This is a genomic window from Hoeflea sp. BAL378, assembly GCF_000759435.1.
Taxonomy (GTDB): domain Bacteria; phylum Pseudomonadota; class Alphaproteobacteria; order Rhizobiales; family Rhizobiaceae; genus Hoeflea.
In genome coordinates this window covers 1-24,167 of the sequence record NZ_JRJG01000098.1, presented here as the reverse complement: position 1 = coordinate 24,167, position 24,167 = coordinate 1, and the positions used below count along the sequence as shown (strand labels likewise).

The following is a 24,167-nucleotide window of genomic DNA, read 5'->3' as shown; positions in this document are numbered from 1 at the left end:
CAGGAAGCCTGGAGCGAATTCTGACCGCTTCCTGAAACTAACGTGACACAGCAAGGCCGCCGGACACCCTCCGGCGGCCTTGTCGCATCATCGGTGTCCTTGACGCACATCAAGGCGACCGGGAGCGCGCTTCCTATAGTGGCGCTTCATTTCGAAGTGTCACGCCATGTCTTTGGAGAGCCCCATGTCCGCAGCCAACAAGAACGTCATCTGGTTTGAAGATCTCTCGCGCGGCGATGTCGGCCTGGTGGGCGGCAAGAACTCGTCGCTGGGCGAAATGGTCCAGCAGCTCGGACAGAAGGGCATCGACGTGCCGCCCGGCTTCGCCACCACCGCCGACGCCTTCCGCGCCTTCATCAAGGCCAACCATCTCAACGATGTCATCGCCGACGCGATGACCATGCTCGACAGCGGCAAGCGGACGCTCGCCGAAACCGGCAAGGCCGTCCGCGCCGCCATTGTCGCGGGCGATTTCCCCGAGGACATCAGCGCGGCGATCGTCGCCGCCTATCGCGAGCTTTCCCAGCGCACCGGCCATGCCGAGCTTTCGGTCGCCGTCCGTTCCTCGGCCACCGCCGAGGATCTGCCTGACGCGAGCTTCGCCGGTCAGCAGGAGACCTTTCTCAACGTCCGCGGCGAGGCGGCGCTCTTGTCGACCTGCCGGCGCTGCTACGCCTCGCTGTTCACCGACCGGGCCATCACCTACCGCAAGATCCAGGGCTTCGACCACAACCAGGTGGCGCTGTCGATCGGCGTGCAGCTCATGGTGCGCTCCGACATCGGCGGTTCGGGGGTGATGTTCTCGATCGACACCGAATCGGGCTTCGACAAGGTGGTGCTGATCAACGCCGCCTGGGGGCTGGGTGAGAACGTGGTCCAGGGCGCGGTCACGCCGGACGAATACGAGGTGTTCAAGCCGCTGCTGGGCAAGCCCGGCCTCAAGCCGATCGTCGAGAAGACCTGCGGCGCCAAGGAGATCAAGATGATCTATGCGGGCGCGGCCGGCGGCGAGACGAAGAACGTGCCGACGTCCAAGGCCGAGCGCCAGGCCTATGTGCTGTCCGACGAGGAAATCCTCACGCTCGCCCGCCAGGCCGCCATCATCGAAGAGCATTACGGCCAGCCGATGGACATGGAATGGGCCAAGGACGGCGAGACCGGCAAGCTCTACATCGTCCAGGCGCGGCCGGAAACCGTGCAGTCGCGCATCGATGTCAGCGCGCTCAAGAGCTACACCATCGGCAAGACCGGCAAGACCCTGCTCACGGGGCTCAGCGTCGGCGCGGCGGTCCGCGCCGGAAAAGTCTGCCTGATCGACAATGCCAAGGACATCGACAAGTTCGTCGACGGCTCGATCCTGGTCACCTCGACCACCGACCCCGACTGGGTGCCGATCATGAAGCGCGCCACGGCGATCGTCACCGACCATGGCGGGCGCACCTCGCACGCGGCCATCGTCAGCCGCGAACTGGGCCTGCCCGCCATCGTCGGTACCGGCAACGCCACCGAGATCCTGCACGACCAGCAGGAAGTGACCATCTCCTGCGCCGGCGGCGAGGAAGGCGTGGTCTACGAGGGCATCGCCGATTATCAGGTCACCGACGTCCGCCTCGACGACCTGCCCAAAACCAGGACCCGCATCATGCTCAATCTCGCCGACCCGTCGGCGGCGTTCCGCTGGTGGCGGCTGCCCGCCGACGGCGTGGGCCTGGCGCGGATGGAGTTCGTGGTCAATTCGGCCGTGAAGGTCCACCCGATGGCGCTCGTGAATTTCGACACGCTCAAGGACGAGGACGCCAAGGAAAAGATCGCCCATCTGACCAGGCGCTACGCCAACAAGGGCGACTATTTCGTCGAGACGCTGGCGCGCGGCCTGTCGCGCATCGCCGCCGTCGTCTATCCCAAGCCGGTGATCGTGCGGATGAGCGACTTCAAGACCAATGAATACGCCGAGCTGCTGGGCGGCCGCGCCTTCGAGCCCGATGAGGAGAACCCGATGATCGGGTTCCGCGGCGCCTCGCGATATTATTCCGATGCCTATCGCGATGGGTTCGCGCTCGAATGCCGCGCCATCAAGATGTTGCGCGAGGAGATGGGCTTCGACAATGTCGTGGTCATGATCCCGTTCTGCCGCTCGCCGGAGGAGGCCGACAAGGTGCTGGCCGTGATGGCCGAGAACGGGCTCAGCCGCGGCGAGAACGGGCTCGAGGTCTATGTCATGGGCGAGATCCCGTCCAACGTCATCCGCGCCGCGGAATTCGCCAGCCGCTTCGACGGCTTCTCGATCGGCTCGAACGATCTCACCCAGCTCACGCTGGGCGTCGACCGCGATTCGGGCGAATTGGCGGGCATCTTCCGCGAGGACGATCCGGCGGTGGTCTGGATGATCGAGACGCTGATCGCGCGCGCCCACGAAGCCGGCGCCAAGGTCGGGCTGTGCGGCCAGGCGCCCTCCAACGACCCGGCTTTCGCCAGGATCCTGGTGCGCGCCGGCATCGACACCATCTCGGTGACGCCCGACAGTTTCGTGGCCGTCAAGCACAATGTGGCGGAGGCGGAAAGCGGCGGAAAATAATCCGCCGAATTCCGTTCAAACCGATTGAAACCGTCCTGCACCTTGTGTGATGGTCCGCGCCATGTTTGAGATTCTGACCATCACCCTGAACCCTGCCCTCGACGTGGCGACCTCGGTCGACGCGGTGGTGCCTGGTGCCAAACTGCGCTGCGACGAGCCGCGCTACGATCCCGGCGGCGGCGGCGTCAATGTCAGCCGCGCCATCCTGCGGCTTGGCGGCCAGTCGGAGGCCTTTGTCGCCTTCGGCGGCGAAACCGGCCTCATGGCGCTGTCCATGCTCAAGGCCGAGGGCATCGAGCCGATCCATTTCCCGGTGGCGGGCAACACCCGACAGTCGATGGCCGTGGTCGAGACCTCGACCGGCAAGCAGTACCGGTTCCAGCTGCCCGGACCGGCATGGCCGCCGGAGCAGACCGACGCGCTGCTGGCCGCGCTCAGGCCGCATCTGACCCAAGGCCGCCTCGTGGTGATGTCGGGCAGCGTGCCCGCCGGCGTGCCCGCCGATATCGGCAACACCATCAACAGGCTGGCGATCGAGAACGGCGCCAGCATGATCCTCGATACGTCTGGCGAGGCGCTGGTCAGCGCCGCAGGCAACTCGGGCCCGCCCTTTGCGCTGCTCCGGATGGACGGCGCGGAAGCGGCCGAGGTCTCCGGCCGCAGCTTCGCCACGCCCGCCGACCTGGCCGATTACGGCCTGCAGCTGATTGCGAGCGGCGCTGCCGAGAAACTGGTGATGTCGATCGGCTCGAAGGGCACCGTCGGCGTCTCGGCCGAAGACCGCTTCTTCTGCCAGCCGCCGCTGATCAAGACCCTGAGCGCGGTGGGCGCCGGTGACAGTATGGTCGCGGCCATCGCCCTGCAGCTCGCAGCCGGCAACAGCTTCCGCGACGCCGTCCGCCACGGCGTCGCCGCTGCCGGATCCGCCGTCATGACGCCTGCCACGCAATTGTGCTCGAAGCAGACGGCGGACGAGATTCTGGAGCGGGTGGTGACGGCTGAGATTTGAGGGCGGGCTTCAGAACCCCAGTTTCGACGAAAACCCGGCGATCACCTCGGCGCTGCGTTTGAGCGCCGCGCGCTCGTCGGCGTCGAGGTCCGGCATCAAATTGGCGATGACGCCGGAGCGGCCGACGATGCGTGGCAGCGACAGCGGCACGTCCTTGACGCCTTCGATATCGGCGTTGACCTGGGAGACCGACAGCACCGCGCGCTCGTCGCCGATGATGGCGCGAACGATGCGGGCAAGCCCCGCGCCGATGCCGTACCAGGTGGCGCCCTTGCCTTCGATGATGGTGTAGGCGGCGCCGCGGACCTGATCGGCGATCGATGTCCGCGCCGCCTGGTCGAGCGGCCGGCCGATCTGCGCGGCGAAGGAGACGATCGGCACGCTGCCCGCCATGGCGCTCGACCAGACCGGCACCTCGCTGTCGCCATGCTCGCCCAGCACATAGGCATGGATCGAGGTGGGCGCGATGCCCAAATGATCGCCGAGCAGGCTCCGGAGCCGCGCGGTGTCGAGAATGGTGCCCGAGCCGATCACCCGCTCGGGCGGCAGGCCGGAGATGCGCTGGGCGGCAAACGTCATCACGTCGAGAGGGTTGGTGGCGATCAGGAGGATCGCGCCGGGCGCGGCCTGCATGACGCCGCCGATGACGCTCCTGAAGACTTCGACATTGCGCTCGAGCAGCGCCAGCCGGCTTTCGCCGGGCTTCTGGCTGACGCCCGCGGCGATGATCACCACCGCCGCGTCCCTGAGATCGGCATAGCTGCCGGCGCGGATGGCCACCGTCTTGGCAAACGGCGTGGCGTGGGCGATGTCCTGCGCCTGGGCCAGCGCCAGCGCCGGATTGGCGTCGACCAGCACGATCTCCGTGCCCACGCCCAGGAGCGCCATGGCATAGCCTGCCGCACTTCCGACCATTCCGGTTCCAACGATTCCGACTTTCATGTGATCCTGCTCCGGCTAGAGACGATTTTCGACCCCAGAGGCCGCGCATCGGTGTAGCAGAGACAATTGCACGCCACCGTGACCAAGATCAAACACCCTTCGCGAGGCGTCGGGCAGGCGTCAGGCGGCCTTCAGCCGCAACTGCTCGAACCAGGCGGACAGGTGTGCCGCATCGGGCGCGAGTTCCTCGGCATAGTCGCCCGCGAAGGCCTCGAACGCCGCCTGGTTGAGCGCGTTGACGCCCACCAGCACCGGGATGTCGCGCGCCAGCGCCTCGCCAATCAGCGGCCGGAAGCCCCTGCCCTCGGCTTCGTGCTTGCCGAACTTGTTGATGATCAGCAGGTCGGGAGCGGGATCGAGCGCCACCTCGACCAGCGCCACGGCTTCTTCGAGCGCCGCCGGATCGAGCCGGCAGCCGCGCGATTCCTCGCCGAGCACCTGGTTGATGCGGATCACCGGGCCATCGGGCAGCACCCGCACGTCCATGTCGCAGTGGCGCGAGCCGGGCCGGTCGGAATTGGTTTGCACCACGCCCGCCAGCCGGAAGCCGCCGGCCTGCAGACGGTCCGAAAACGTCCATAACAACCGGTCGGTCAAGCCGCGCTCGGTGGTTCTGACAAATGCCAATGCCATGATCAATGCTCCTGATGTTCCGGGGCCAGATTACGCCCGCAACCGGCGGAAATCAAAGCCCCGATCGCGGCGAATTGACGCCGCGACGGGAAAGAATGGAACGGCTCACGCCGCCCTGAGCGCGATGCCGGTGACCTCGGCCTGGCTGGCCAGGCCATCGACGAAGGCGCGGCTGGCGCGCACCCAGGCGGCCTTCTCGAGCGCCACCCGCAGCGCGGTCTCCACCGCCTCGAACGGCAGGATCTCGCCCGGGGCGCTGGCGTCGAGCCTTATGATGTGGAAGCCGTAGCGGCTCTCCACCGGCGCGGCCGCGATCTCGCCCGGGGCGAGAGTAGCGAGCGCCGCCTCGAACTCGGCCACCGTGTCGCCTGTCGAGATCTGCCCGAGCCTGCCGCCATTGGCGCGCGAGGCGCAGGCCGAATGGTCCCGCGCCAGTGCGTCGAACGCCTTGGGTTCGACCTTCACCTTGGCGAGCACGGCCGCGGCCTGGTCCCTGGCGATCTTGCGCGCCACCACGTCGTCGGGCCGGGCGGCGAACAGGATATGCGCCGCCTCGTAGAGCGCCGGCGCGCGGTGGCGCTCCGGGTTGGCGTCATAGGCGGCGCGCACCGCAGCGGGCGTCGGCGCTTCGGGCGTGACCGCCTCGTCGAGGACCTGGCGGACGAGCGCGTCATCGTCGGTTTCCCACAGCCCCGGCGCGAGTTCCGCCGGCACGGCGGCAAGGCCGCGCCGCGCGGCCTCCTGCAGGATCAGCGCGCGCACCGCCAGCGCCCGCGCCGCCGCCATCCAGGCCATGCCTGGCTTGCCCTTGGGCGCGGGATGGTTCTGCGCCTCGGTGGCGATCAGTTCGGGCGAGATGGCCTCGCCATTGACGGAGATGTCGGTGAAGGTCTGTTTCATGGCCTTTGCTCCAGGACTGTCTTGTGCTTGCGGGTGCGGACGATCTGGTAGCCCGGGCGCAGGACATAGCGCACCGGCACCGAGAACATGTGCACCAGCCTTGTGAACGGGAACAGGAGGAAGATCGTCAACCCGAGCAGGATGTGCAGCTTGTAGATCCAGTGCACGTCGGCCACCAGTTCCCAGGCGCCCGCCTGCAACGTGAAGATCCCGCGCGCCCAACCCATGAACTTGACCATCTCGCCGCCGTCCAGATGCTGGATCGAGGCCAGGATCGTGCCCATGCCGAGCACTAGCTGGGCCACGAGCAACACCAGGATGCCGGTGTCGGCGAAGGAGGAATTGGCGCGGATCCGGTCGTCGAACAGCCGCCGGTGCAACAGCATGGCGCCGCCGGCCAGAGCCATGGCCCCGGCCACGCCGCCGACGACGATGGCCAGCACCTGCTTGAAGCCGTAGCTCATGCCGAGCGCATGGAAGACCTCGACCGGCGTCAGCATGCCGACCAGGTGACCGAAGAACACAATCAGCACGCCGACGTGGAACAGCACCGAGCCCCAGACCAGTTGCTTGCGGCGCAGAAGCTGGCTCGATGAGGATTTCCAGGTGAAGGGATCGCGCTCGTAGCGCGCGATGGAGCCGACCACCAGCACGGTGAGCGCCAGATAGGGAAGCACTCCGAAAAGAAAATAGTCCATGATGCACGTCCTTTCGTGTCAGGCGGTCGCCGGCCGGAGCGGCGCGTCCATGCGGGCAAGAATGTCGCGGCTGACCGGGCAGCCGGCGTTCGGGTCGGGTCCGAAGGTGACCATGGCCTCTTCATAGACCGCGTCGAGCGCGTCGAGATCCTCGGGGTCGTCGTCCTTCTCCGAGATCAGCACCTGCGCCTCCTCGGTGTCGGGCGACGCCTGGGCGAAGTCCGACAGAGCGGCGAGCACCGCGGCATAGGGCGTCTCCCGCCGGGTCAGCCGTTCGGCCAGCGCCGCGATGATGTGGCCGGCGTCAATGAGCATCTCGCGCGCCTCGCCGAGCGGCAGCGTCGAGATGAACTCGAGCAGCACCGGCAGGTGGTCGGGCAGTTCGGTCGCGACCAGGTCGAAGCCGTGCGCCCGGTAGGTCTCGAGCAGGTCGACCATCGCCCCGCCGCGGTCCCTGCCCTCGCCATGGATGTGCTCGAACAGGTTAAGCGACAGCGTCCGCGACCGGTCGAACAAGAGCACGTAGCGCTCCTGCAGGTCGAAGATGTCACCGGTCTGGAATTCGGTGAGCAGCGGCTCCAGCGCCACCACCGCCGCGACCGGCAGGATCCGTTCGAAGGCGAGGATCTCGCGGATGTCGGAGATCGCCTCCTGCAGATCGGTGGAGGGATAGCTCAGCAGCGCCGAAAGCGCCTTGAAGGTGCGGATCATGACAGGAACTCCGTGGGGGAGCGGAAGCTCTTGCCGCCGCCGAACAATTTGCCCTTGGACACGCCCGACGAGCAGCCATTGCCGTCGGTGAAGCCGCATCCGCTCTTGAGGTCGTAGGCGTCCTCGACCAGCTCCCGATGCGTCGTCGGGATGACGAAACGGTCCTCGTAATTGGCGATCGCCATCAACTGGTACATCTCGTCGATCTGCTGGGGCGTCAGGCCGACGCGGTTGGCCACGCCGAGATTGATCACGCCGTCGACGGTCTTGGAGCGCATGTAGGCGCGCATCGCCATCATCCGCTCCAGCGCCGCGATCACCGGCGGCTCGTCGCCGGCGGTCAGCATGTTGGCGAGATAGCGCACCGGGATCCGGAGCGAGCGGACGTCCGGCATGTTGTCGACGGAGGCGATGGCGCCGGCTTCCGCCGCGTTCTGGATCGGCGACAGCGGCGGCACGTACCAGACCATCGGCAGGGTGCGGTATTCGGGATGCAGCGGAAAGGCGATCTTCCACTCCATCGCCATCTTCCACACCGGCGATTTCTGCGCGCCCCGGATCCAGTCCTCGGGAATGCCCTCCGCACGGGCAGCGCTGATCACCTCGGGATCGTTGGGATCGAGGAAGACGCCGAGCTGGGCGTCGTAGAGATCCTTCTCGTTCTCGGTCGCCGCGGCTTGCGAGATCTTGTCGGCGTCATAGAGCATGACGCCGAGATAGCGGATGCGGCCGACGCAGGTTTCCGAACACACCGTCGGCTGGCCCGATTCGAGCCGCGGATAGCACAGCGTGCATTTCTCCGATTTGCCGCTTTCCCAGTTGTAGTAGATCTTCTTGTAGGGGCAGCCCGACACGCACATGCGCCAGCCGCGGCATTTCTCCTGGTCGATCAGCACGACGCCGTCGTCCTCGCGCTTGTAGATCGCGCCCGAGGGGCAGGAGGCGACGCAGGCCGGGTTGAGGCAGTGCTCGCACAGCCGCGGCAGATACATCATGAAGGTGTTTTCGTATTCGCCGTAGATTTCCTTCTCGATGCCCTCGAAATTCTGGTCCTGGCTGCGCTTGGCGAATTCGCCGCCGAGGATTTCCTCCCAGTTCGGACCCCATTCGATCTTTTCCATGCGCTTGCCGGAGATCTTCGAGCGCGGCCGCGCGGTCGGGAACGCCTCCATCTCGGGCGCGGACTTGAGATGGTCATAGTCGAAATCGAACGGCTCGTAGAAATCGTCGATCTCCGGAAGGTCCGGATTGGCGAAGATATTGGCGAGGATCCGCCACTTGCCGCCCTGCTTGGGCTGCAGCCTGCCGGAGGCCGACCGGGTCCAGCCGCCGTTCCAGCGCTTCTGGTTCTCCCAGTCCTTCGGATAGCCGATGCCGGGCTTGGTCTCGACATTGTTGAACCAGGCGTATTCGACGCCCTCGCGGCTGGTCCAGACATTCTTGCAGGTGACGGAACAGGTGTGGCACCCGATGCATTTGTCGAGATTGAGCACCATGCCGATTTGTGCGCGGACTTTCATTCTGCTGCCTCCACTTGGGCGGCCGGGCGATCCAGCCAGTCGACCTTTGTCATTTTGCGGACGATGACGAACTCATCGCGATTGGAGCCCACGGTTCCGTAGTAGTTGAACCCGTAGGAGAGCTGCGCGTAGCCGCCGATCATGTGCGTCGGCTTGAGCGTGGTGCGGGTCACCGAATTGTGGATGCCGCCGCGTTTGCCGGTGATCTGCGATCCCGGCGTGTTCACGATCTTTTCCTGGGCGTGGTACATGAACAGCGTGCCTTCCTTGATCCGCTGGCTCACCACCGCCCGCGCCGTCAGCACGCCGTTGGCGTTGTAGACCTCGACCCAGTCATTATCGACGAGCCCGGCCTTGCGGGCGTCGACCTCGGAAATCCACACCACCGGGCCGCCGCGGTTGAGCGTCAGCATCATCAGATTGTCTGAATAGGTGGAGTGGATGCCCCATTTCTGGTGCGGCGTGATGAAGTTGAGCACCACATGCGGCTCGTTGTCCCGATCGGAGATGTTGATCTCCGGCCCGACGGTCTTGAGGTCCACCGGCGGGCGCCAGGTGACGAAGAACTCGCCGAAGGCCTGCATCCACTTGTGGTCCTGATAGAGCTGCTGGCGGCCCGAGACGGTGCGCCAGGGGATCAGCTCATGCACATTGGTCCAGCCGGCATTGTAGCAGACCTCCTCGCTCTCGATCCCCGACCAGGTCGGCGACGAGATGATCTTGCGCGGCTGCGCGGCGATGTCGCGGAAGCGGATCTTCTCGTCCTGCTTGGCCTCGGCCAGGTGCCGGTGGTCGATGCCGGTGTGCTTGCCGAGCGCATCCCAGGCCTTGACCGCGACCTCGCCATTGGTTTCGGGCGCCAGCATCAGGATGACCTCGCAGGCGTCGATGGCGGTGTCGATCCGGGCCAGCCCGTGGGAGGCGCCCTCCTCCGTCACGGTGCCGTTGAGCGCCTTCAGGTGATGCACCTCGGTCTTGGTGTCCCAGGTGATCCCCTTGCCGCCATTGCCGACCTTGTCCATCAGCGGCCCGAGCGAGGTGAAGCGCTTGTAGAGATTGGGATAATCCCGTTCGACCGCGATGTAGCCGGGCGCCGTCTTGCCCGGGATCAGGTCGCATTCGCCGAGCTTCCAGTCGAGCACCTCCGGCTGCGCCAGTTCCGACGGCGTGTCGTGATGCAGCGCCAGTTGCACCACATCGGTCTCCACGCCGAGGATTTCGGGCGAGATCTCGGAGAATTTCCTGGCGATCGCCTTGAAGATCTCCCAGTCCGTCTTGCTCTCGTAGGCCGGGTCCACCGCCGCCTGCAGCGGGTGGATGAACGGGTGCATGTCGGACGTGTTCATGTCGTCCTTCTCGTACCAGCTCGCCGTGGGCAGCACGATGTCGGAATAGACCGCCGTGGTCGACATGCGGAAGTCGATGGTGACCAGGAGGTCGAGTTTGCCTTCCGGCGCCTCCTCGTGCCACCTGGCTTCGACCGGCTTCTGGCGGCCTTCCTGGCCGAGGTCCTTGCCCTGGATGCCGTGATCGGTGCCCAAGAGGTGCTTGAGGAAATACTCGTGCCCCTTACCCGAGGAGCCGAGCAGGTTGGAGCGCCAGATGAACAGGTTGCGCGGCCAGTTTTCCGGCGCGTCCGGGTCCTGGCAGCTCATTTCAAGTTCGCCCGATTTGAGACGCTCGGCGACATAGGCCGCCACCTCCTGGCCCGATGCCTTGGCGGCGCGGCCGACCTCGAGCGGATTGGTCTTGAGCTGCGGCGCCGACGGCAGCCAGCCCATGCGCTCGGCGCGGATGTTGTAGTCGATCAGGCTGAGCGTCTTCCAGTCGCCTTCGGGCGCTGTCGGCGACAGGATCTCGGCCGCCGTCACGGTCTCGTAGCGCCACTGGTTGGAGTGCGCGTACCAGGCGGAGGTCGAGTTCATGTGCCGCGGCGGACGCGCCCAGTCGAGCGCGAAGGCCAGCGGCGCCCAGCCGGTCTGCGGCCGGAGCTTCTCCTGGCCGACATAATGCGCCCAGCCGCCGCCGGACTGGCCGACGCAGCCGCACATCACCAGCATGTTGATGACGGCGCGGTAGTTCATGTCCATGTGGTACCAGTGGTTCATCGCAGCCCCGATGATGACCATCGACTTGCCGTTGGTCTTCTCGGCATTGCTCGCGAATTCGCGCGCCACCTGGATGATCTTGTCGCGGCGGACGCCGGTGATCTTCTCGGCCCAGGCCGGTGTGAACGGCACGTCGTCATCGTAGGACCTGGCGACATTGCCGCCGCCCAGGCCGCGGTCGAGGCTGTAGTTGGCGCAGAACAGGTCGAACACCGTGGCCACCCACGCGGTCTTGCCGTTGGCGAGCTTGATCTTGCGGGCCGGCACGTTGCGCGTGAGCACATCGGGATGGTCGCAAACCTCGAAGCCGTTGGTGGCGGCGCCGCCGAAATAGGGAAACTCGACGCCCACGACCGCGTCGTGATCGGTGTCGAGGATCTGGCTCATGCGCAGCTTGACGGGCGCGCCTGCGGCCTTTTCCTCGAGGTTCCAGTTGCCGTTCTCGCCCCAGCGGAAGCCGATCGAGCCGTTCGGCACCACAACGTCGCCGGTGGCCTCGTCGATGCCGACGGTCTTCCAGTCCGGATTGTTGTCCTGGCCGAGATTCCTGGCGAAATCGGCCGCGCGGAGCTGCCGGCCCGGGATGTAGGAGCCGCCGCGCTTGTCGAGCTGCACCAGCATCGGCATGTCGGAATATTTGCGGCAATAATCCTCGAAATACTCGGCCTGGCGATCGAGATGGAATTCCCTGAGGATGACGTGGCCGAAGGCCATGCCGAGTGCGGCGTCGGTGCCTTGCTTGGCGTTGAGCCAGATGTCGGAGAATTTCGAGGCTTCCGAATAGTCCGGGCAGATGACGGCGGACTTGGTGCCGCGGTAGCGCGCCTCGGTGTAGAAATGGGCGTCGGGCGTGCGCGTCTGCGGCACGTTCGAGCCCCACAGGATGAGGAAGCCGGCATTGTACCAGTCGGCCGATTCCGGCACGTCGGTCTGCTCGCCCCAGGTCTGCGGCGAGGCCGGCGGCAGGTCGCAGTACCAGTCGTAGAAAGACATGCAGGTGCCGCCGAGCAGGCTGAGGTAGCGCGAGCCGGCCGCATAGGAGACCATCGACATGGCCGGGATCGGCGAGAAGCCGAAGACGCGGTCGGGGCCGTATTTCTTCGCCGTATAGGCATTGGCGGCGGCGGTGATTTCGGTCGCCTCCTCCCAGGAGGCGCGCACGAAGCCGCCCTTGCCGCGCTTGGTGACATAGTCGGCGCGCAAGGCGGGATCGGACTGGATCGTCGTCCAGGCCTCGATCGCCGACTGGGTCTCGCGCAGCCGGCGCCAGATCTTCATCAGCCGTGCGCGCACCAGCGGCGTCTTCACCCGGTTGGCGGAATAGAGATACCAGCTATAGCTGGCGCCGCGGGCGCAGCCGCGCGGCTCGTGATTGGGCAGTTCCGGCCGGGTGCGCGGATAGTCGGTCTGCTGCGTCTCCCAGGTGACGACGCCGGACTTGACGTAGATCTTCCAGGAGCAGGAGCCGGTGCAGTTGACCCCGTGGGTCGAGCGGACGATTTTGTCATGCCGCCAGCGGTTGCGGTAGACGTCTTCCCAGTCGCGGCTTTCCATGGTGGTTTCGCCATGGCCATTGGAGAAGGTGTCGACGCGCTTGGTGGCGAAGAAGTTAAGTCTGTCGAGCAGATGGCTCATTGAAGAATCCTCGGCTTTGGGTGGGAAGGGACGGGCCGGCCTCGGCCCGCCCGCGCCTTGTGTCGGGCCTTGCGTCTCAGCAGGCGGTCGCCGTGCCGCGGCGGGTGTAGTAGAACCAGGTCAGCGCCACGCAGAGCGCGTAGAAGGCCGCGAAGGCATACAGCGCAGCGGCAGGGCCGCCCGTCAGCGCGATCGAGGTGCCGTAGGACTTGGGGATGAAGAACGCGCCATAGGCGGCAATCGCGGAGGTGAAGGCGATGATCGAGCTGGCTTCGCGCTCGGCGGTCTTCAGGCTGGCGGCCTTGTCGAGCTCGGGCATCAGCAGCGGGATCTGCTGGCGCATGATCACCGGGATCATCTGGAAGGTCGAGGCGTTGCCCACGCCGGTGAGGAAGAACAGCGCCATGAAGCAGGCGAAGAAGCCCCAGAAATTGCCGTCCGCGCCGTTGAGCGGCAGGAAGTTGAGCACGCCCAGCACCGCCACGATCATGCCGACGAAGACCCACAGCGTCACCCGCCCGCCGCCGAACCGGTCGGAGATCCAGCCGGTGCCCGAGCGCGACAGGGCGCCGACGAGCGGGCCGAGAAAGGCGTAGGACAAGGCGTTGACCTCGGGGAACTGGGTCTTCATCAGCAGCGGGAAGCCCGCGGAATAGCCGATGAAGCTGCCGAAGGTGCCGGTGTAGAGGATCGACATGATCCAGTTGTGCTTGCGCTTGAGAATGGACATCTGGTCGCTGAGCGTGGCCTTGGCGTCGGCGATGTCGTTCATGCCGAACCAGGCGGCGATGGTGAAGACGATGAGGAACGGCACCCAGAACAGGCCGGCGTTCTGCAGCCACAATTCGCCGCCGGTGCTGATGGTCTGCGACTGGCCGCCATAGGCGCCGAACACGCTGGTGGTGATGACCAGCGGCACGACGAACTGCACCACCGAGACGCCGAGATTGCCGAGGCCGGCATTGAGCGCCAGCGCGTTGCCCTTCTGCGCCTTGGGGAAGAAGTAATTGATGTTGGCCATCGAGGAGGCGAAGTTGCCGCCGCCGAAGCCGCAGAGCAGCGCCAGGATGACGAACACCGAATAGGGTGTGGTCGGGTCCTGCACGGCGTAGCCGATGCCGAGCGCCGGAATGATCAGCGAGGCGGTGGAGATCGCCGTCCAGCGGCGGCCGCCGAAGATCGGCACCACGAAGGAATAGAAGATGCGCAGGGTGGCGCCCGACAGGCCCGGCAGCGCCGCGAGCCAGAACAACTGCCCGGTGTTGAAGTTGAAGCCGATGGCGGGCAGCCGCGCCACCACCACGGACCAGACCATCCAGATGACGAAGGCCAGCAGCAGGCAGGGGATGGAGATCCAGAGGTTGCGGCCGGCGATGGCGCGCCCGCTGCGGCTCCAGAACTCGCTGTCTTCGGGCCGCCAGTCGGTCAGCACAGGCCCTCTTGAGGTTATCGCGGTCATTCCAGTCTCTCCTTGTGTCGGACCTGGAAGCTCCGCTTCCGGTCAATGGGTTGGGGGTTCCGGCGGACGGGCCGCCGGAGCGGTGATCAGCTCTGGCTGGCTTCGGGCGCCTGTCTCAGCCGGCCGACCACCCGCTGCAATTCGTCCATGTCCCGGAACCGCGCGGTCAGCGTCAGGCCGGCGCCGCGTTCGGCGAGCTCGACCTTGTGGCTGCCGGCGAACAGGCGCGTGATCTCGGCTTCGGCGTCGCGCTTGACCCGGGCCTCGGCGGCGATGGCGTGATCGACCGAGGACAGGACATATTCCTCGTCGAAGCCGCCCTCGGGCTCCCTGAGCCACATCCAGCAGACCGCCCAGCTCAGGAAGGCGCCGGCCGAGATGATGAGGAAGAAGGTCGAGGCGTCGACGAACATGAAGACGAAGAGGTAGACGACGGCGCCGACATTGCCGTAGGCGCCGGCCATGCCCGCGATCTGCCCGGTCACCCGGCGCTTGATCGAGGGAATGATGCCGAAGGTGGCGCCCTCGGCGCCCTGCACGAAGAAGGAGCAGCCGATGGTGATGGCGACGGCGATGACCAGCGGCCAGCTCGAGTTCATCATGCCCATCAGCGCGAAGCCGACGCCGATGCCGAACATGTAGGCGAGCATGACGAAGCGGCGGTTGCCCATGCGGTCGGAGACGAGGCCGCCCATCGGCCGGGCGAACAGGTTGACGAAGGCGAAGGTCGAGGCGATCATCCCCGCCGCCACCGCCGTCAGGCCCCAGGTTTCCTGGAAGAACATCGGCAGCATCGAGACCACGGCGAGTTCGGCACCGAAATTGGCGAAATAGGTGAGGTTCAGCGCGGCGACCGAGGAGAACGGATAGCGGTCGTCCTCGGGGATGCCCTTCTTCAGGATCGGCACATTGACCTTGATGGCGAGCCAGACCTGATAGGCGACGATCACCGCGATGGCGCCGTAGCAGATCGCCGCCGTCATGCCGTCGACATAGCCCATGAGCTGCAGGCGGTAGACGACGATCGACAGCACGCCGACCATCGGCACGGTGAAGATGCAGAGCATCACCAGGTCGCGCCAGCTCGACACCTCGAGCGCCGTGGCCTTGCGCGGCTTCTTGTGGCTGTCCTTGTGCGGGCCGTCGGTGATGGCGAACCAGTAGAACACGCCGTAGAGCCCCATGACCGCGCCCGAGGTGGCAATCGCCCAGCGCCAGCCGTCCGGGCCGCCATAGATCAACAGCGCGATCGTCGGGATGGTCATGGCCGCGGCGGCCGAGCCAAAATTGCCCCAGCCGGCGTAGAAGCCTTCGGCAAAGCCGATGTCGCGCGGCTTGAACCACAGGGCCGTCATGTGGATGCCGACGACGAAGGAGGCGCCGACCGAGGACAGCACGAGGCGGGAGACGAAGAGCTGCTCGCGCGTCTCGCCGAAGGCGAAGACGAAGGTGGGGATGGCCATCGACACCATCAGCACCGAGAACACCCGGCGCGGCCCCCATTTGTCGAGCGCCATGCCGACGAGGATGCGCGCGGGGATCGTGAGCGCGACGTTGGCGATGGCGAAGAGGCGCAGGTCGTCGCGGGTCAGCCAGTCGGCCGAGGCCAGCATCGACGAGGCCAGCGGGGCCATGTTGAACCAGACGTAAAAGCAGATGAAGAAGGCGATCCAGGTCAGGTGCAACGCCTGGATTTCCTTGTTGCGGACCCGGAAGAGACTGGAGACTTGCATGGCAGCGTCCTTGAATCAGGTTTCAGCCTTGCGGCTGCGCATGGGTGGGAATGATCAGAAGCGGGCATTTCACCCGCCGCGCCAGGAAGGCCGACACGGAGCCGAAGGTCATGTGGTCGAACTCCTCGACCAGCGCGTCCAGGCGCTTGGTGAAGAAGCCGAGCGGACCGGTGTCCGGCTGGTGGCTGTGGCGGGCCATGACCAGCAGGTCCGGCTTCTTTTCCTCGGTGGCGCGCAGGATCATCTTGCGGGCGTCGCCCTCGGCGAGCATGACCTTGGCGGCAAATCCATGCGCGTTCAGCTCGGCCGCCGCGGCCTCCGTCCCCGCCTTCTGCGCCGCGAACTGTTCGTTGAACATGTCGTCGGCGCCGGCGGTGGCGCTGGCGACGTCCTCGATCACCGAAATCAGGGTGACGGTCGGCTTGAGAGCCCCGAACATCCCGATCACCGCGTCGAGCGCGATCCGCGAATTGCGGGAATGGTCATAGGCAAGCATGAGGTGCATGGGCTGTGATCTCCGTCCTTCGGCCTGCGCTTGCAGACCTGCTGGCGGACAAAATCCATGGCGGATGGACGGGCCTGTTGATCAAGATCAAATGGCCCGTCTTCTCGCCGATCAATCGAACTGGATTTGCTTTCGATCAGCGGCGGAGAGCAAATAGGTCAGACGCGGAGGTGACAATTGTCAATTCATGTGCAAGCAATTGAAGGGATCGGAATTGAGATCCGGCAAGTCGCGATCGGGGAGAAGACGACATGCGCGAAGAAGACAAACCGGAGATTCGGAAACTGCCGCTCTTCCGGGACATGAGTCCGGAGAACTTCGAAACACTGATGCAGGCGGCCTATGCGCACGCCTTCCCGGCGCAGCTCGAACTGATCCGCCAGGGCGAACCGGCGGATTTCCTTCACGTCGTGATGGAGGGCACGGTCGAGCTGTTCTCGGGATGGCGCGACCGCGAGACCACCATGGCGGTGGTCCGGCCGGTGTCGACCTTCATCCTTGCCGCCTGCATCCGCGACGCGCCCTACCTGATGTCGGCGCGCACGGTGGAGAAATCGCGCATCATCATGATCCCGGCCAAGGATCTGCGCGCCACCTTCCGGCTCGATCCGGAATTCCGGTCTCGACGATCACCGAGCTTGCCAATTGCTACCGTTCGGTGGTGCGGCACGCCAAGAGCCTGAAGCTGCGCAATTCCAGGGAGCGGGTCGCCGCCTATATCTATCGCCAGTCAAAGACGACCGGCGGCGCGAGCTTCGTGCTGCCGGTGGAGAAGCGGCTGCTGGCCTCGCTTCTGGGCATGACGCCCGAGAACTTCTCGCGCGCCATCAAGTCGCTGCAGCCCGACGGCGTGGCCATGGACGGCATGCGCATCATCGTCACCAATGCGAAGGCGCTCGAATCGGTCGCCGGCCCCGATGCCCTGATCGACGGACCCGACATGATCGCGGGCCACGCCGCGCCCGGCTTTCACGGCATGTGAAGGCCATTCCGGCGCCGGGCCGCGACAGGCCCCTCGCCGGCCGGTGAGCCGAGGAGGCGGTCGAGCGCGGGCTGCCCGCGCCCGGGCGTCAGGAAGTCCGCTCGGCTTGCGTGGCGGCGATCGCCTTCTGCAGATAGTCGTCGCGGCCATAGATGTCGTCGAAATACTGGACGGCGCCGGTCTCGTCCGGCCAGGCGGTGAAATAGGCGACATGGACCGGGATCTTGCTCGACAGGTTGACCTGCTTGTTCTGCCCGCCGGCGATGTGGCCGCCGATCTCGGCGACCGTGGTGCCGAGCACCTTGGCGGCCATGGCGCGCGGGTCCTCGAGCCGGATGCAGCCATGGCTGAAGGCCCTCGTGTCGCGCTGGAACAGCGATTTCGACGGCGTGTCGTGCATGTAGATGGCGTGGCTGTTGGGGAACAGGATCTTGAGTTCGCCCAGCGCATTGCCGTCGCTCGGCGGCTGGCGCACGCCGATGCCGCTGCCCTTGCCCACCGCGTTCCAGTTGATCGCGCTCGAGGACACGGCCTGGCCGTTCGCCGTCACCTCGTAGCCGAGCCGGTCGAGATAGGACGGGTCGGCGCGCAGCTTGGGCAGCATCTCGTTGATGATGATCGACTGCGGCACGCCCCAATAGGGGTTGAACTCGACCAGTTCGATCTGGTCGTCGAAGAAATAGGTCTGGTTGGCCTTGGTGCCGACCACGACCCGCATCGACAGTTCCGGCTTGCCGCCGTCATAATAGGTGGCGGTGTAGGCCGGCTGGTTGATGAAGACGCGGCGCGAGGCCAGCACGCCCGGCAGCCAGCGCGCCCGCTCCATGGCGAGCCGCACCTTCTCGATCTTGTCGGCACTGGTGATGCCGACCAGCGCGCGGCGCGTCGCCGGTCCGATCACGCCGTCGGGCTTGAGGCCCGCTTCCTTCTGGAAGCCCTCGACCAAAGCCACGATCTCGTCGTCATAGTCGGGCTTGCCGGCGTAGCTCGCCAGCACCAGTGCATTGTCGACCTTGAGCGCATCGCTGCCCTTGAGCTTGATTGCCGCCATCACGTTGGCGAGTTCGGGGTCGGACTGGCCGGGCTTGATCAGCACGTTCTCGGCGATCTCGACCCGCTCGCCCTCGTCGAGGTCCTGCAGGCGCGCGAGCTCCGCCTTGAGCGCCTCGAAATGCGCGCCCTGCGGGTTCTGCGCCAGCAGCGCCTCGGCCGGATCGGCGGCCTTGGACAGGGCTTCGAGCCTGTCGACGAGATCCGGGCTCTTGCGGGCGAAATCATGGTAGCCGGAGATCCGGTTGGGATCGACCCGGCCGCGGGTGGCGTCGACGATGTAGTTCGCCACGGCCGCCGTGAGCTTCATCTCGAAGGCCATCAGCTCCTTCTGGCGCTCGGTGGCGTTGGTAAGGTCGAAGGAATCGGCCGGGATCTCCACCTTGTAGTCGGCGGCCGACAGTCCGACGGCGTCGGCGTCCTCGAGCACGGACACGACCGCGCGGGCGCGGTCGGTCACCGAGGAGCCGGCGACCCAGAGATAGTCGGGGTGAGCCGAATAATGCTCGATCAGCGCCTTGGCGGCCTCGGGCAGCGCGCGCACGGACAGCGTGTCGAGCGCGGCGCGGCCTTCGGCGAAGGGATCGATCCCCAGCGGCGCAAGCCCCAGGTCGCCGACCGCCCCGGTGGTGATCGGATCGGACAGCTTGGAGAAGTCGATGGCGACCAGCGTGTCGGGCTTGTAGGTCCGGTAGGTCGGGCCGGAAATGCGCGCGACGGGTTTGGCCGGCTGGGGGGCAGCCTCGGCTTGCTGCCGCGCCTGTTCGCGGGCCAGTTGCTCGCGTTGCCGCTGGGCAGGGCGCTTGAACAGCGCGTCGAGCAGCCCCTGCGCCTGAACCGGCGGCGGCGCCGCGATCACGCCCGTGAAAGTCACCGCAATGGCGATTGCCGCCACGCCTGCCCGCATTTTAATGTTCATGCCCAGCCCAGAATGTTGTGCGCGGCCCGGAAGCCCGCGCGGTCTCGTCAAATCACCCGTTGCCGGGACCCTAACAAATCAAGGCTTCAATGGAAAGAACGGCGGGCGACATCGCCTCATCACGAAAAACTGATCGATGGGTCTGGCCAGGGTTAACCCGGCCTGGGCGCCAGGAAACCCGCCGGTTCAGCCGCGGCGCCCTGCCGGCCGATGCGGCGTCACAGGGACTTGGCGAAGTCGGAGGGATTGACGCCGGTTCGCGCCCGGAAGGCCTTCTGGAAATGGGACGGATTGCGGAAGCCCACGGCTGCCGCCACCTGCTCGATGCTGAGCGAACGGTCCGACAGCAGCCGCTGCGCCGCTTCGATGCGCCGGGTGAGCACATACTGGTAGGGGCTCTCGCCGGTGGTGGCCTTGAAGGCCCGGTTGAAGTGAAACCGGCTCAGGCCGGCCACCGTGGCGAGATCGTCCAGACTGATCTGCTGACCGAGATGCGCCTCGACATAGTCGACGATCGCCGACAGCGCCCGGCCGGGAAGCGTGTGCCTGCGCGACAGCAGACTGAGGTTTGACTTCTGCAGCGACAGGACCGTCATGAGGCCCAGCGTCTCCGCGAACAGATCGTCCAGGCAGTCCTCCTGGGCGAGCAGCGCCGAGAAGCGGCGCAGGCTTGCGCCGACGTCGGGATCGCGGAAATAGAGCCGCACCCGCCAATCATCCGCAAACCGCTGATCGAGCTCCTCGTGTAACTGATCCGGGCTGAAATAGATCGCGACATAGGCGTTGGAGCGCTTCGAAAGTTCCGACCACCCTTCGACCGCGGCCCCCTTGGGCACATAGGTCAGGGAGCCCCTGAGATCCTTCTGGTGGTTCTCCCGGTCGTTGCCGGCACGGATGCCGCCGTCCTCGAGCACAATGTCGTGCAGCGCGCAGAAATGCTGATCGCTTTGCCATTCATAGGCGAAGCTGTCGCCGCGGGCGGGGACGACATGCTCGACCGAGAAGCCCCTCCATGCGTGGTCCCGGCGCGCCGCTTCGGCCTGCGAATTTCTCAGATCAAACCGTTGCCTGCTCAAGGGGATCGCCTAAAAAAATGTTGCGCGAAATAGAACAATATTGCTAAAAGCGCGGCGGTTCCAGCCGAATTATTCAGACGCTCTTTTCGAGTCGACGTCCGCCCGCTTTCATAAAGTGTCGAGTTCTCATGGATGACAGAGTAGACAAACCGCGTGAAGAAACAAGCGCGCGACGGTTGTTGCTGGCCCTGCCCGCCTTCAGGAACGCCGCCTATGGCGCCACGCGGTCGACCGCGATTGTCGGTCAGGTCGCCGCCGTGATCATGGCCGCCGCGGCCCTGGGCCTGCGCTTCATTCTCGACCCGATGCTGCCCCCGGGCTTCCCCTATCTCACCTTCTTCCCCGCCGTGGTGCTCACCGGCTTCATCTGGGGCATCACTCCCGCCGTGACGGCGGGCATCCTGTCGGGACTGGCGTCCTGGTACTGGTTCATAGAACCGTCGGGCAGCTTCGCGCTCGACCCGCGCGCCACCACGGCGCTGGTCTTCTACATCTTCGTGATCGCCACCGACATCGGCCTGCTGTTTCTCGCGCTCAAGGCCCTGGGCGCGCAGGTTCGCGCCAGCGAAGCGCTGGCGGAGGCGCTGCAGCTCCAGCAGGTCGTCTCCAAGGAGGTCGACCATCGCCTCAAGAACCTGATGGCCACCGTCAGCAGCCTGATTTCGCTGATGGAGAAACACGCTTCCACCCCTGCGGAACTGGCCAGCCAGCTACGGCAGCGGATCAACGCCCTGAGCGGCTCCATCGGCCTGTTGCGCGGAGCGGTCGGCGACGAGCGGGTGTCGATGAGAAAGGCCATTCTTGCGGCGCTGGAGCCGCTCGGCCTGGCGGACCCCCGCCGCACCACGCTCAACGGACCGGATGTGACCATCAGCTCGAACGGGCTCATTCCGCTCAACCTGATCCTGCATGAACTGGCCACCAATGCCCTCAAGCACGGCGCCTTCAGCAACCAGTCGGGCGTGATCAAGCTTGACTGGGACGTCACGCCTTCCGCCGGGGGCAAGGCCGTGCTCAACCTGATCTGGACCGAAAGAGCGGGACCGTCGACGGCCGTGCCGACCCGCTCCGGCTTCGGAACCGAACTGTTGAAGCGGATGAGCCGCTCGCTGGGCGGCGGCTGCGAGCTTTCCTACGATCCGGCCGGCCTGACGGCGAAGATATCCTTCGAGCCGATGTCGATTCTCGACAGCTATTGAGGCCGCGGCAAGCGGCTATCCTTCCGACCGGGCCTCTTTCCGGCGGCTGAGCGCGGGGGCGGCCTCGTACCAGCCCTTCGAGCGGTTGACCACCGCCACCAGCGTGAGCATGACCGGCACCTCGATCAGGACGCCCACCACGGTGGCGAGCGCCGCGCCGGAATTGAAGCCGAACAGGCTGATCGCCACGGCGACGGCGAGTTCGAAGAAGTTGCTGGCGCCGATCAGCGCCGACGGGCCGGCTATGACATGCGTCTCGCCCACCACGCGGTTGGCGACATAGCCCAGGCCGAAGATCAGATAGGTCTGGATGATGATCGGCACCGACAACAGGACGATGATCATCGGCGCGGCGAGAATCGCCTGACCCTGGAAGGCGAACAGCACGACCAGCGTCGCCAAGAGCGCGAGGATCGACAGCGGCTGCAGCCGGGCGAGCAGCGCCGCGAGACCGGCTTCGCCGCCGGAGGACAGCACCCGGGCGCGCAGCACCTGGGCGATGATCACCGGCACGACGATGTAGAGCGCCACCGACAGCATCAGCGTCTGCCAGGGCACTGTGATCGCGGAAATCCCGAGCAGCAGCGCCACGATCGGCGCGAAGGCGAAGACCATCACCAGATCGTTGACCGTGACCTGGCTCAGGGTGAACAGCGGGTCTCCCCTGGTCAGGTTGCTCCAGACGAACACCATGGCCGTGCAGGGCGCAGCACCCAGAAGGATCAGGCCGGCGATGTAGCTGTTGATCTGGTCGGAAGGCAGCAGCGGCGCGAACAGCCAGCCGATGAACACCCAGGCCAGCACCGCCATGGTGAACGGCTTGATCGCCCAGTTGACGATCAGCGTAACCGAGATGCCGCGCCAATGCTCGCTCACCTGCCGGAGCGAGCCGAAGTCGATCTTGACCAGCATCGGAATGATCATCAGCCAGATCAGCACCGCCACCGGCAGGTTGACGCTGGCGATTTCGGCCGAACCGATCACCTGGAAGAAGGACGGGAAGACATAGCCCAGTGCGATGCCCGCAACGATGCACAGGGCCACCCAGACAGTCAGGTACCGTTCGAAAGTCGACATGCCGTTCTCCTGTTGACCGGGGCGCCCTCCCCCTGGCCGGCGCCGATGCGTGGCGCAGCGGCGGACAGAGGGCCGGCTTCGATAAATCATGATGTCTTGATGAATTCAAGCGGAACCTCGACACTCCCCGCTTCGGCGCAATTGCAATCGGCCCGCCTTCATCCTAAGACCCGTGGCACAAATCAGCGGCATCAGGCGACCGGAAAGGCATCCCGTGGCAAACGATCTCTTCCCCCTTGGACCCGACACGACACCGTGGCGCAAGCTCAGCGGCAATCATGTCGGCGTCGAAAGCTTCCGCGGCCAGGACATCCTGACCGTCGAGACCGACGGACTGCGGCTCCTGGCCGAGGCGGCGTTCGGCGACATCAACCATCTGCTCCGCCCCGCCCATCTCAAGCAGCTTGCGGCGATCCTCGAGGATCCGGAAGCCACCGAGAACGACCGCTTCGTGGCGCTCGACCTGCTCAAGAACGCCAACATCGCCGCCGGCGGCGTGCTGCCGATGTGCCAGGACACCGGCACCGCGATCATCATGGCCAAGAAGGGCCGCAGGGTCTGGACCGAGGGCGGCGACTACGAGGCGCTCGCCGGCGGCGTGCTCGACGCCTATCAGCGCCGCAACCTGCGCTATTCGCAACTGGCGCCGCTGTCGATGTTCGAGGAGAAGAACACCAAGACCAACCTTCCCGCCCAGATCGACATCTACGAGGAAGGCGAGGACAGCTATGATTTCCTGTTCGTCGCCAAGGGCGGCGGCTCGGCCAACAAGACCTATCTCTACCAGGGCACGCCCTCGCTTCTGACCCACGACCGGATGATCGAGTTCCTGCGCGAAAAGATCCTGACGCTCGGCACCGCCGCCTGCCCGCCCTACCACCTGGCGATCGTCATCGGCGGCACCTCGGCGGAGATGAACCTCAAGACCGTCAAGCTCGCCTCGACCAAATATCTCGACGAACTGCCCACCAGCGGGTCCGACTCGGGCCACGCCTTCCGCGACCTCGAGATGGAGGCGGAGGTCCACAAGCTCACCCAGCAGATGGGCGTCGGCGCCCAGTTCGGCGGCAAGTATTTCTGCCACGACGTGCGCGTCATCCGTCTGCCGCGCCACGGCGCTTCGCTGCCGATCGGGCTCGGCGTCTCCTGCTCGGCCGACCGCCAGGCCAAGGGGAAGATCACGAAGGACGGCATCTTCCTCGAACAGCTCGAGACCGAGCCGTCTAAGTTCCTGCCCGACATCGACGAGGCCAAGCTGTCCGAGCACGTGGTCAGGATCGACCTCAACCGGCCGATGAGCGAGATCCTGGCGGAACTGTCCAAGCACCCGATCAAGACGCAGCTGTCGCTGACCGGATCGATCATCGTCGCGCGCGACCTTGCGCACGCCAAGATCCGGGCGCGGCTGGAGGCGGGCGAGCCGATGCCCGAATACT

The 24,167-nt window shown here is 65.8% G+C and carries 18 protein-coding genes and 1 pseudogene; 6 read left to right on the top strand and 13 right to left on the bottom strand.

The window, feature by feature from the left end:
* Positions 1-184 precede the first annotated feature (184 nt).
* Positions 185-2,575 carry a phosphoenolpyruvate synthase gene (gene ppsA, locus LL06_RS18960; RefSeq protein WP_035530437.1) on the top strand — a complete coding sequence of 797 codons (2,391 nt, stop codon included), beginning with the start codon at positions 185-187 and terminating at the stop codon, positions 2,573-2,575.
* A gap of 61 nt (positions 2,576-2,636) precedes the next feature.
* Positions 2,637-3,584: a hexose kinase gene (locus LL06_RS18955; RefSeq protein ID WP_035530443.1), complete on the top strand. Its 948-nt coding sequence runs from the start codon at positions 2,637-2,639 to the stop codon at positions 3,582-3,584.
* A 9-nt stretch (positions 3,585-3,593) separates the two neighbouring features.
* Here LL06_RS18955 and LL06_RS18950 read toward each other — a convergent pair whose 3' ends face one another.
* The 10 genes and pseudogenes from LL06_RS18950 to LL06_RS18905 form a co-directional block, all read right to left on the bottom strand.
* Positions 3,594-4,526 carry an L-lactate dehydrogenase gene (locus tag LL06_RS18950; RefSeq protein ID WP_035530435.1) on the bottom strand — a complete coding sequence of 311 codons (933 nt, stop codon included), beginning with the start codon at positions 4,524-4,526 and terminating at the stop codon, positions 3,594-3,596.
* Between the two features lie 120 nt (positions 4,527-4,646).
* Positions 4,647-5,159: a DUF2478 domain-containing protein gene (locus tag LL06_RS18945; RefSeq protein WP_035530441.1), complete on the bottom strand. Its 513-nt coding sequence runs from the start codon at positions 5,157-5,159 to the stop codon at positions 4,647-4,649.
* 105 nt (positions 5,160-5,264) lie between these two features.
* Positions 5,265-6,059, bottom strand: a complete 795-nt coding sequence (locus LL06_RS18940; RefSeq protein WP_035530433.1) for a peptidylprolyl isomerase — start codon at positions 6,057-6,059, stop codon at positions 5,265-5,267.
* Positions 6,056-6,757 carry a respiratory nitrate reductase subunit gamma gene (gene narI / locus LL06_RS18935; protein WP_035530431.1) on the bottom strand — a complete coding sequence of 234 codons (702 nt, stop codon included), beginning with the start codon at positions 6,755-6,757 and terminating at the stop codon, positions 6,056-6,058. The genes LL06_RS18940 and narI overlap by 4 nt, the downstream gene beginning before the upstream one ends.
* Before the next feature lie 18 nt (positions 6,758-6,775).
* Positions 6,776-7,468, bottom strand: a complete 693-nt coding sequence (gene narJ, locus LL06_RS18930; protein WP_035530429.1) for a nitrate reductase molybdenum cofactor assembly chaperone — start codon at positions 7,466-7,468, stop codon at positions 6,776-6,778.
* A complete protein-coding gene (gene narH, locus LL06_RS18925) occupies positions 7,465-8,988 on the bottom strand; it encodes a nitrate reductase subunit beta (protein ID WP_035530427.1) in 1,524 nt (507 codons plus the stop codon). Before narH ends, narJ begins: the two co-directional genes overlap by 4 nt.
* A complete protein-coding gene (locus LL06_RS18920) occupies positions 8,985-12,731 on the bottom strand; it encodes a nitrate reductase subunit alpha (protein WP_035530425.1) in 3,747 nt (1,248 codons plus the stop codon). Before LL06_RS18920 ends, narH begins: the two co-directional genes overlap by 4 nt.
* Positions 12,732-12,807: 76 nt before the next feature.
* A pseudogene (locus LL06_RS18915) lies at positions 12,808-14,169 on the bottom strand (NarK family nitrate/nitrite MFS transporter); the annotation flags it as partial.
* 107 nt (positions 14,170-14,276) lie between these two features.
* A complete protein-coding gene (locus tag LL06_RS18910; RefSeq protein WP_035530421.1) occupies positions 14,277-15,923 on the bottom strand; it encodes an MFS transporter in 1,647 nt (548 codons plus the stop codon).
* A gap of 22 nt (positions 15,924-15,945) precedes the next feature.
* On the bottom strand, positions 15,946-16,428 hold the full coding sequence (locus tag LL06_RS18905) for a universal stress protein (RefSeq protein ID WP_035530419.1): 483 nt from the start codon (positions 16,426-16,428) through the stop codon (positions 15,946-15,948).
* Between the two features lie 251 nt (positions 16,429-16,679).
* Here LL06_RS18905 and LL06_RS28080 point away from each other — a divergent pair, with 251 nt between their 5' ends.
* Positions 16,680-17,111, top strand: coding sequence for a cyclic nucleotide-binding domain-containing protein (locus LL06_RS28080; RefSeq protein ID WP_201772360.1), 432 nt, complete (start codon positions 16,680-16,682; stop codon positions 17,109-17,111).
* Positions 17,087-17,410, top strand: a complete 324-nt coding sequence (locus LL06_RS28075) for a helix-turn-helix domain-containing protein (protein ID WP_201772359.1) — start codon at positions 17,087-17,089, stop codon at positions 17,408-17,410. Before LL06_RS28080 ends, LL06_RS28075 begins: the two co-directional genes overlap by 25 nt.
* A gap of 88 nt (positions 17,411-17,498) precedes the next feature.
* On the opposite strand, the gene LL06_RS18895 is transcribed toward LL06_RS28075, so the two are convergent.
* Positions 17,499-19,379 (bottom strand): L,D-transpeptidase family protein, encoded by a 1,881-nt coding sequence (locus LL06_RS18895; protein ID WP_052161725.1) that lies wholly within the window; start codon positions 19,377-19,379, stop codon positions 17,499-17,501.
* A 218-nt stretch (positions 19,380-19,597) separates the two neighbouring features.
* A complete protein-coding gene (locus LL06_RS26525; RefSeq protein WP_052161724.1) occupies positions 19,598-20,455 on the bottom strand; it encodes an AraC family transcriptional regulator in 858 nt (285 codons plus the stop codon).
* A gap of 128 nt (positions 20,456-20,583) precedes the next feature.
* Here LL06_RS26525 and LL06_RS18885 point away from each other — a divergent pair, with 128 nt between their 5' ends.
* The gene (locus LL06_RS18885; protein WP_081964072.1) at positions 20,584-21,654 is read left to right on the top strand and encodes an HWE histidine kinase domain-containing protein; all 1,071 of its coding nucleotides are present in this window, start codon (positions 20,584-20,586) and stop codon (positions 21,652-21,654) included.
* A 15-nt stretch (positions 21,655-21,669) separates the two neighbouring features.
* On the opposite strand, the gene arsB is transcribed toward LL06_RS18885, so the two are convergent.
* Positions 21,670-22,731, bottom strand: coding sequence for an ACR3 family arsenite efflux transporter (gene arsB / locus LL06_RS18880; protein WP_035530411.1), 1,062 nt, complete (start codon positions 22,729-22,731; stop codon positions 21,670-21,672).
* A 214-nt stretch (positions 22,732-22,945) separates the two neighbouring features.
* On the opposite strand from arsB, the gene LL06_RS18875 reads away from it, so the two are divergent.
* On the top strand, positions 22,946-24,167 hold a 1,222-nt coding region (locus LL06_RS18875), incomplete at its 3' end, for a fumarate hydratase (protein ID WP_035530409.1).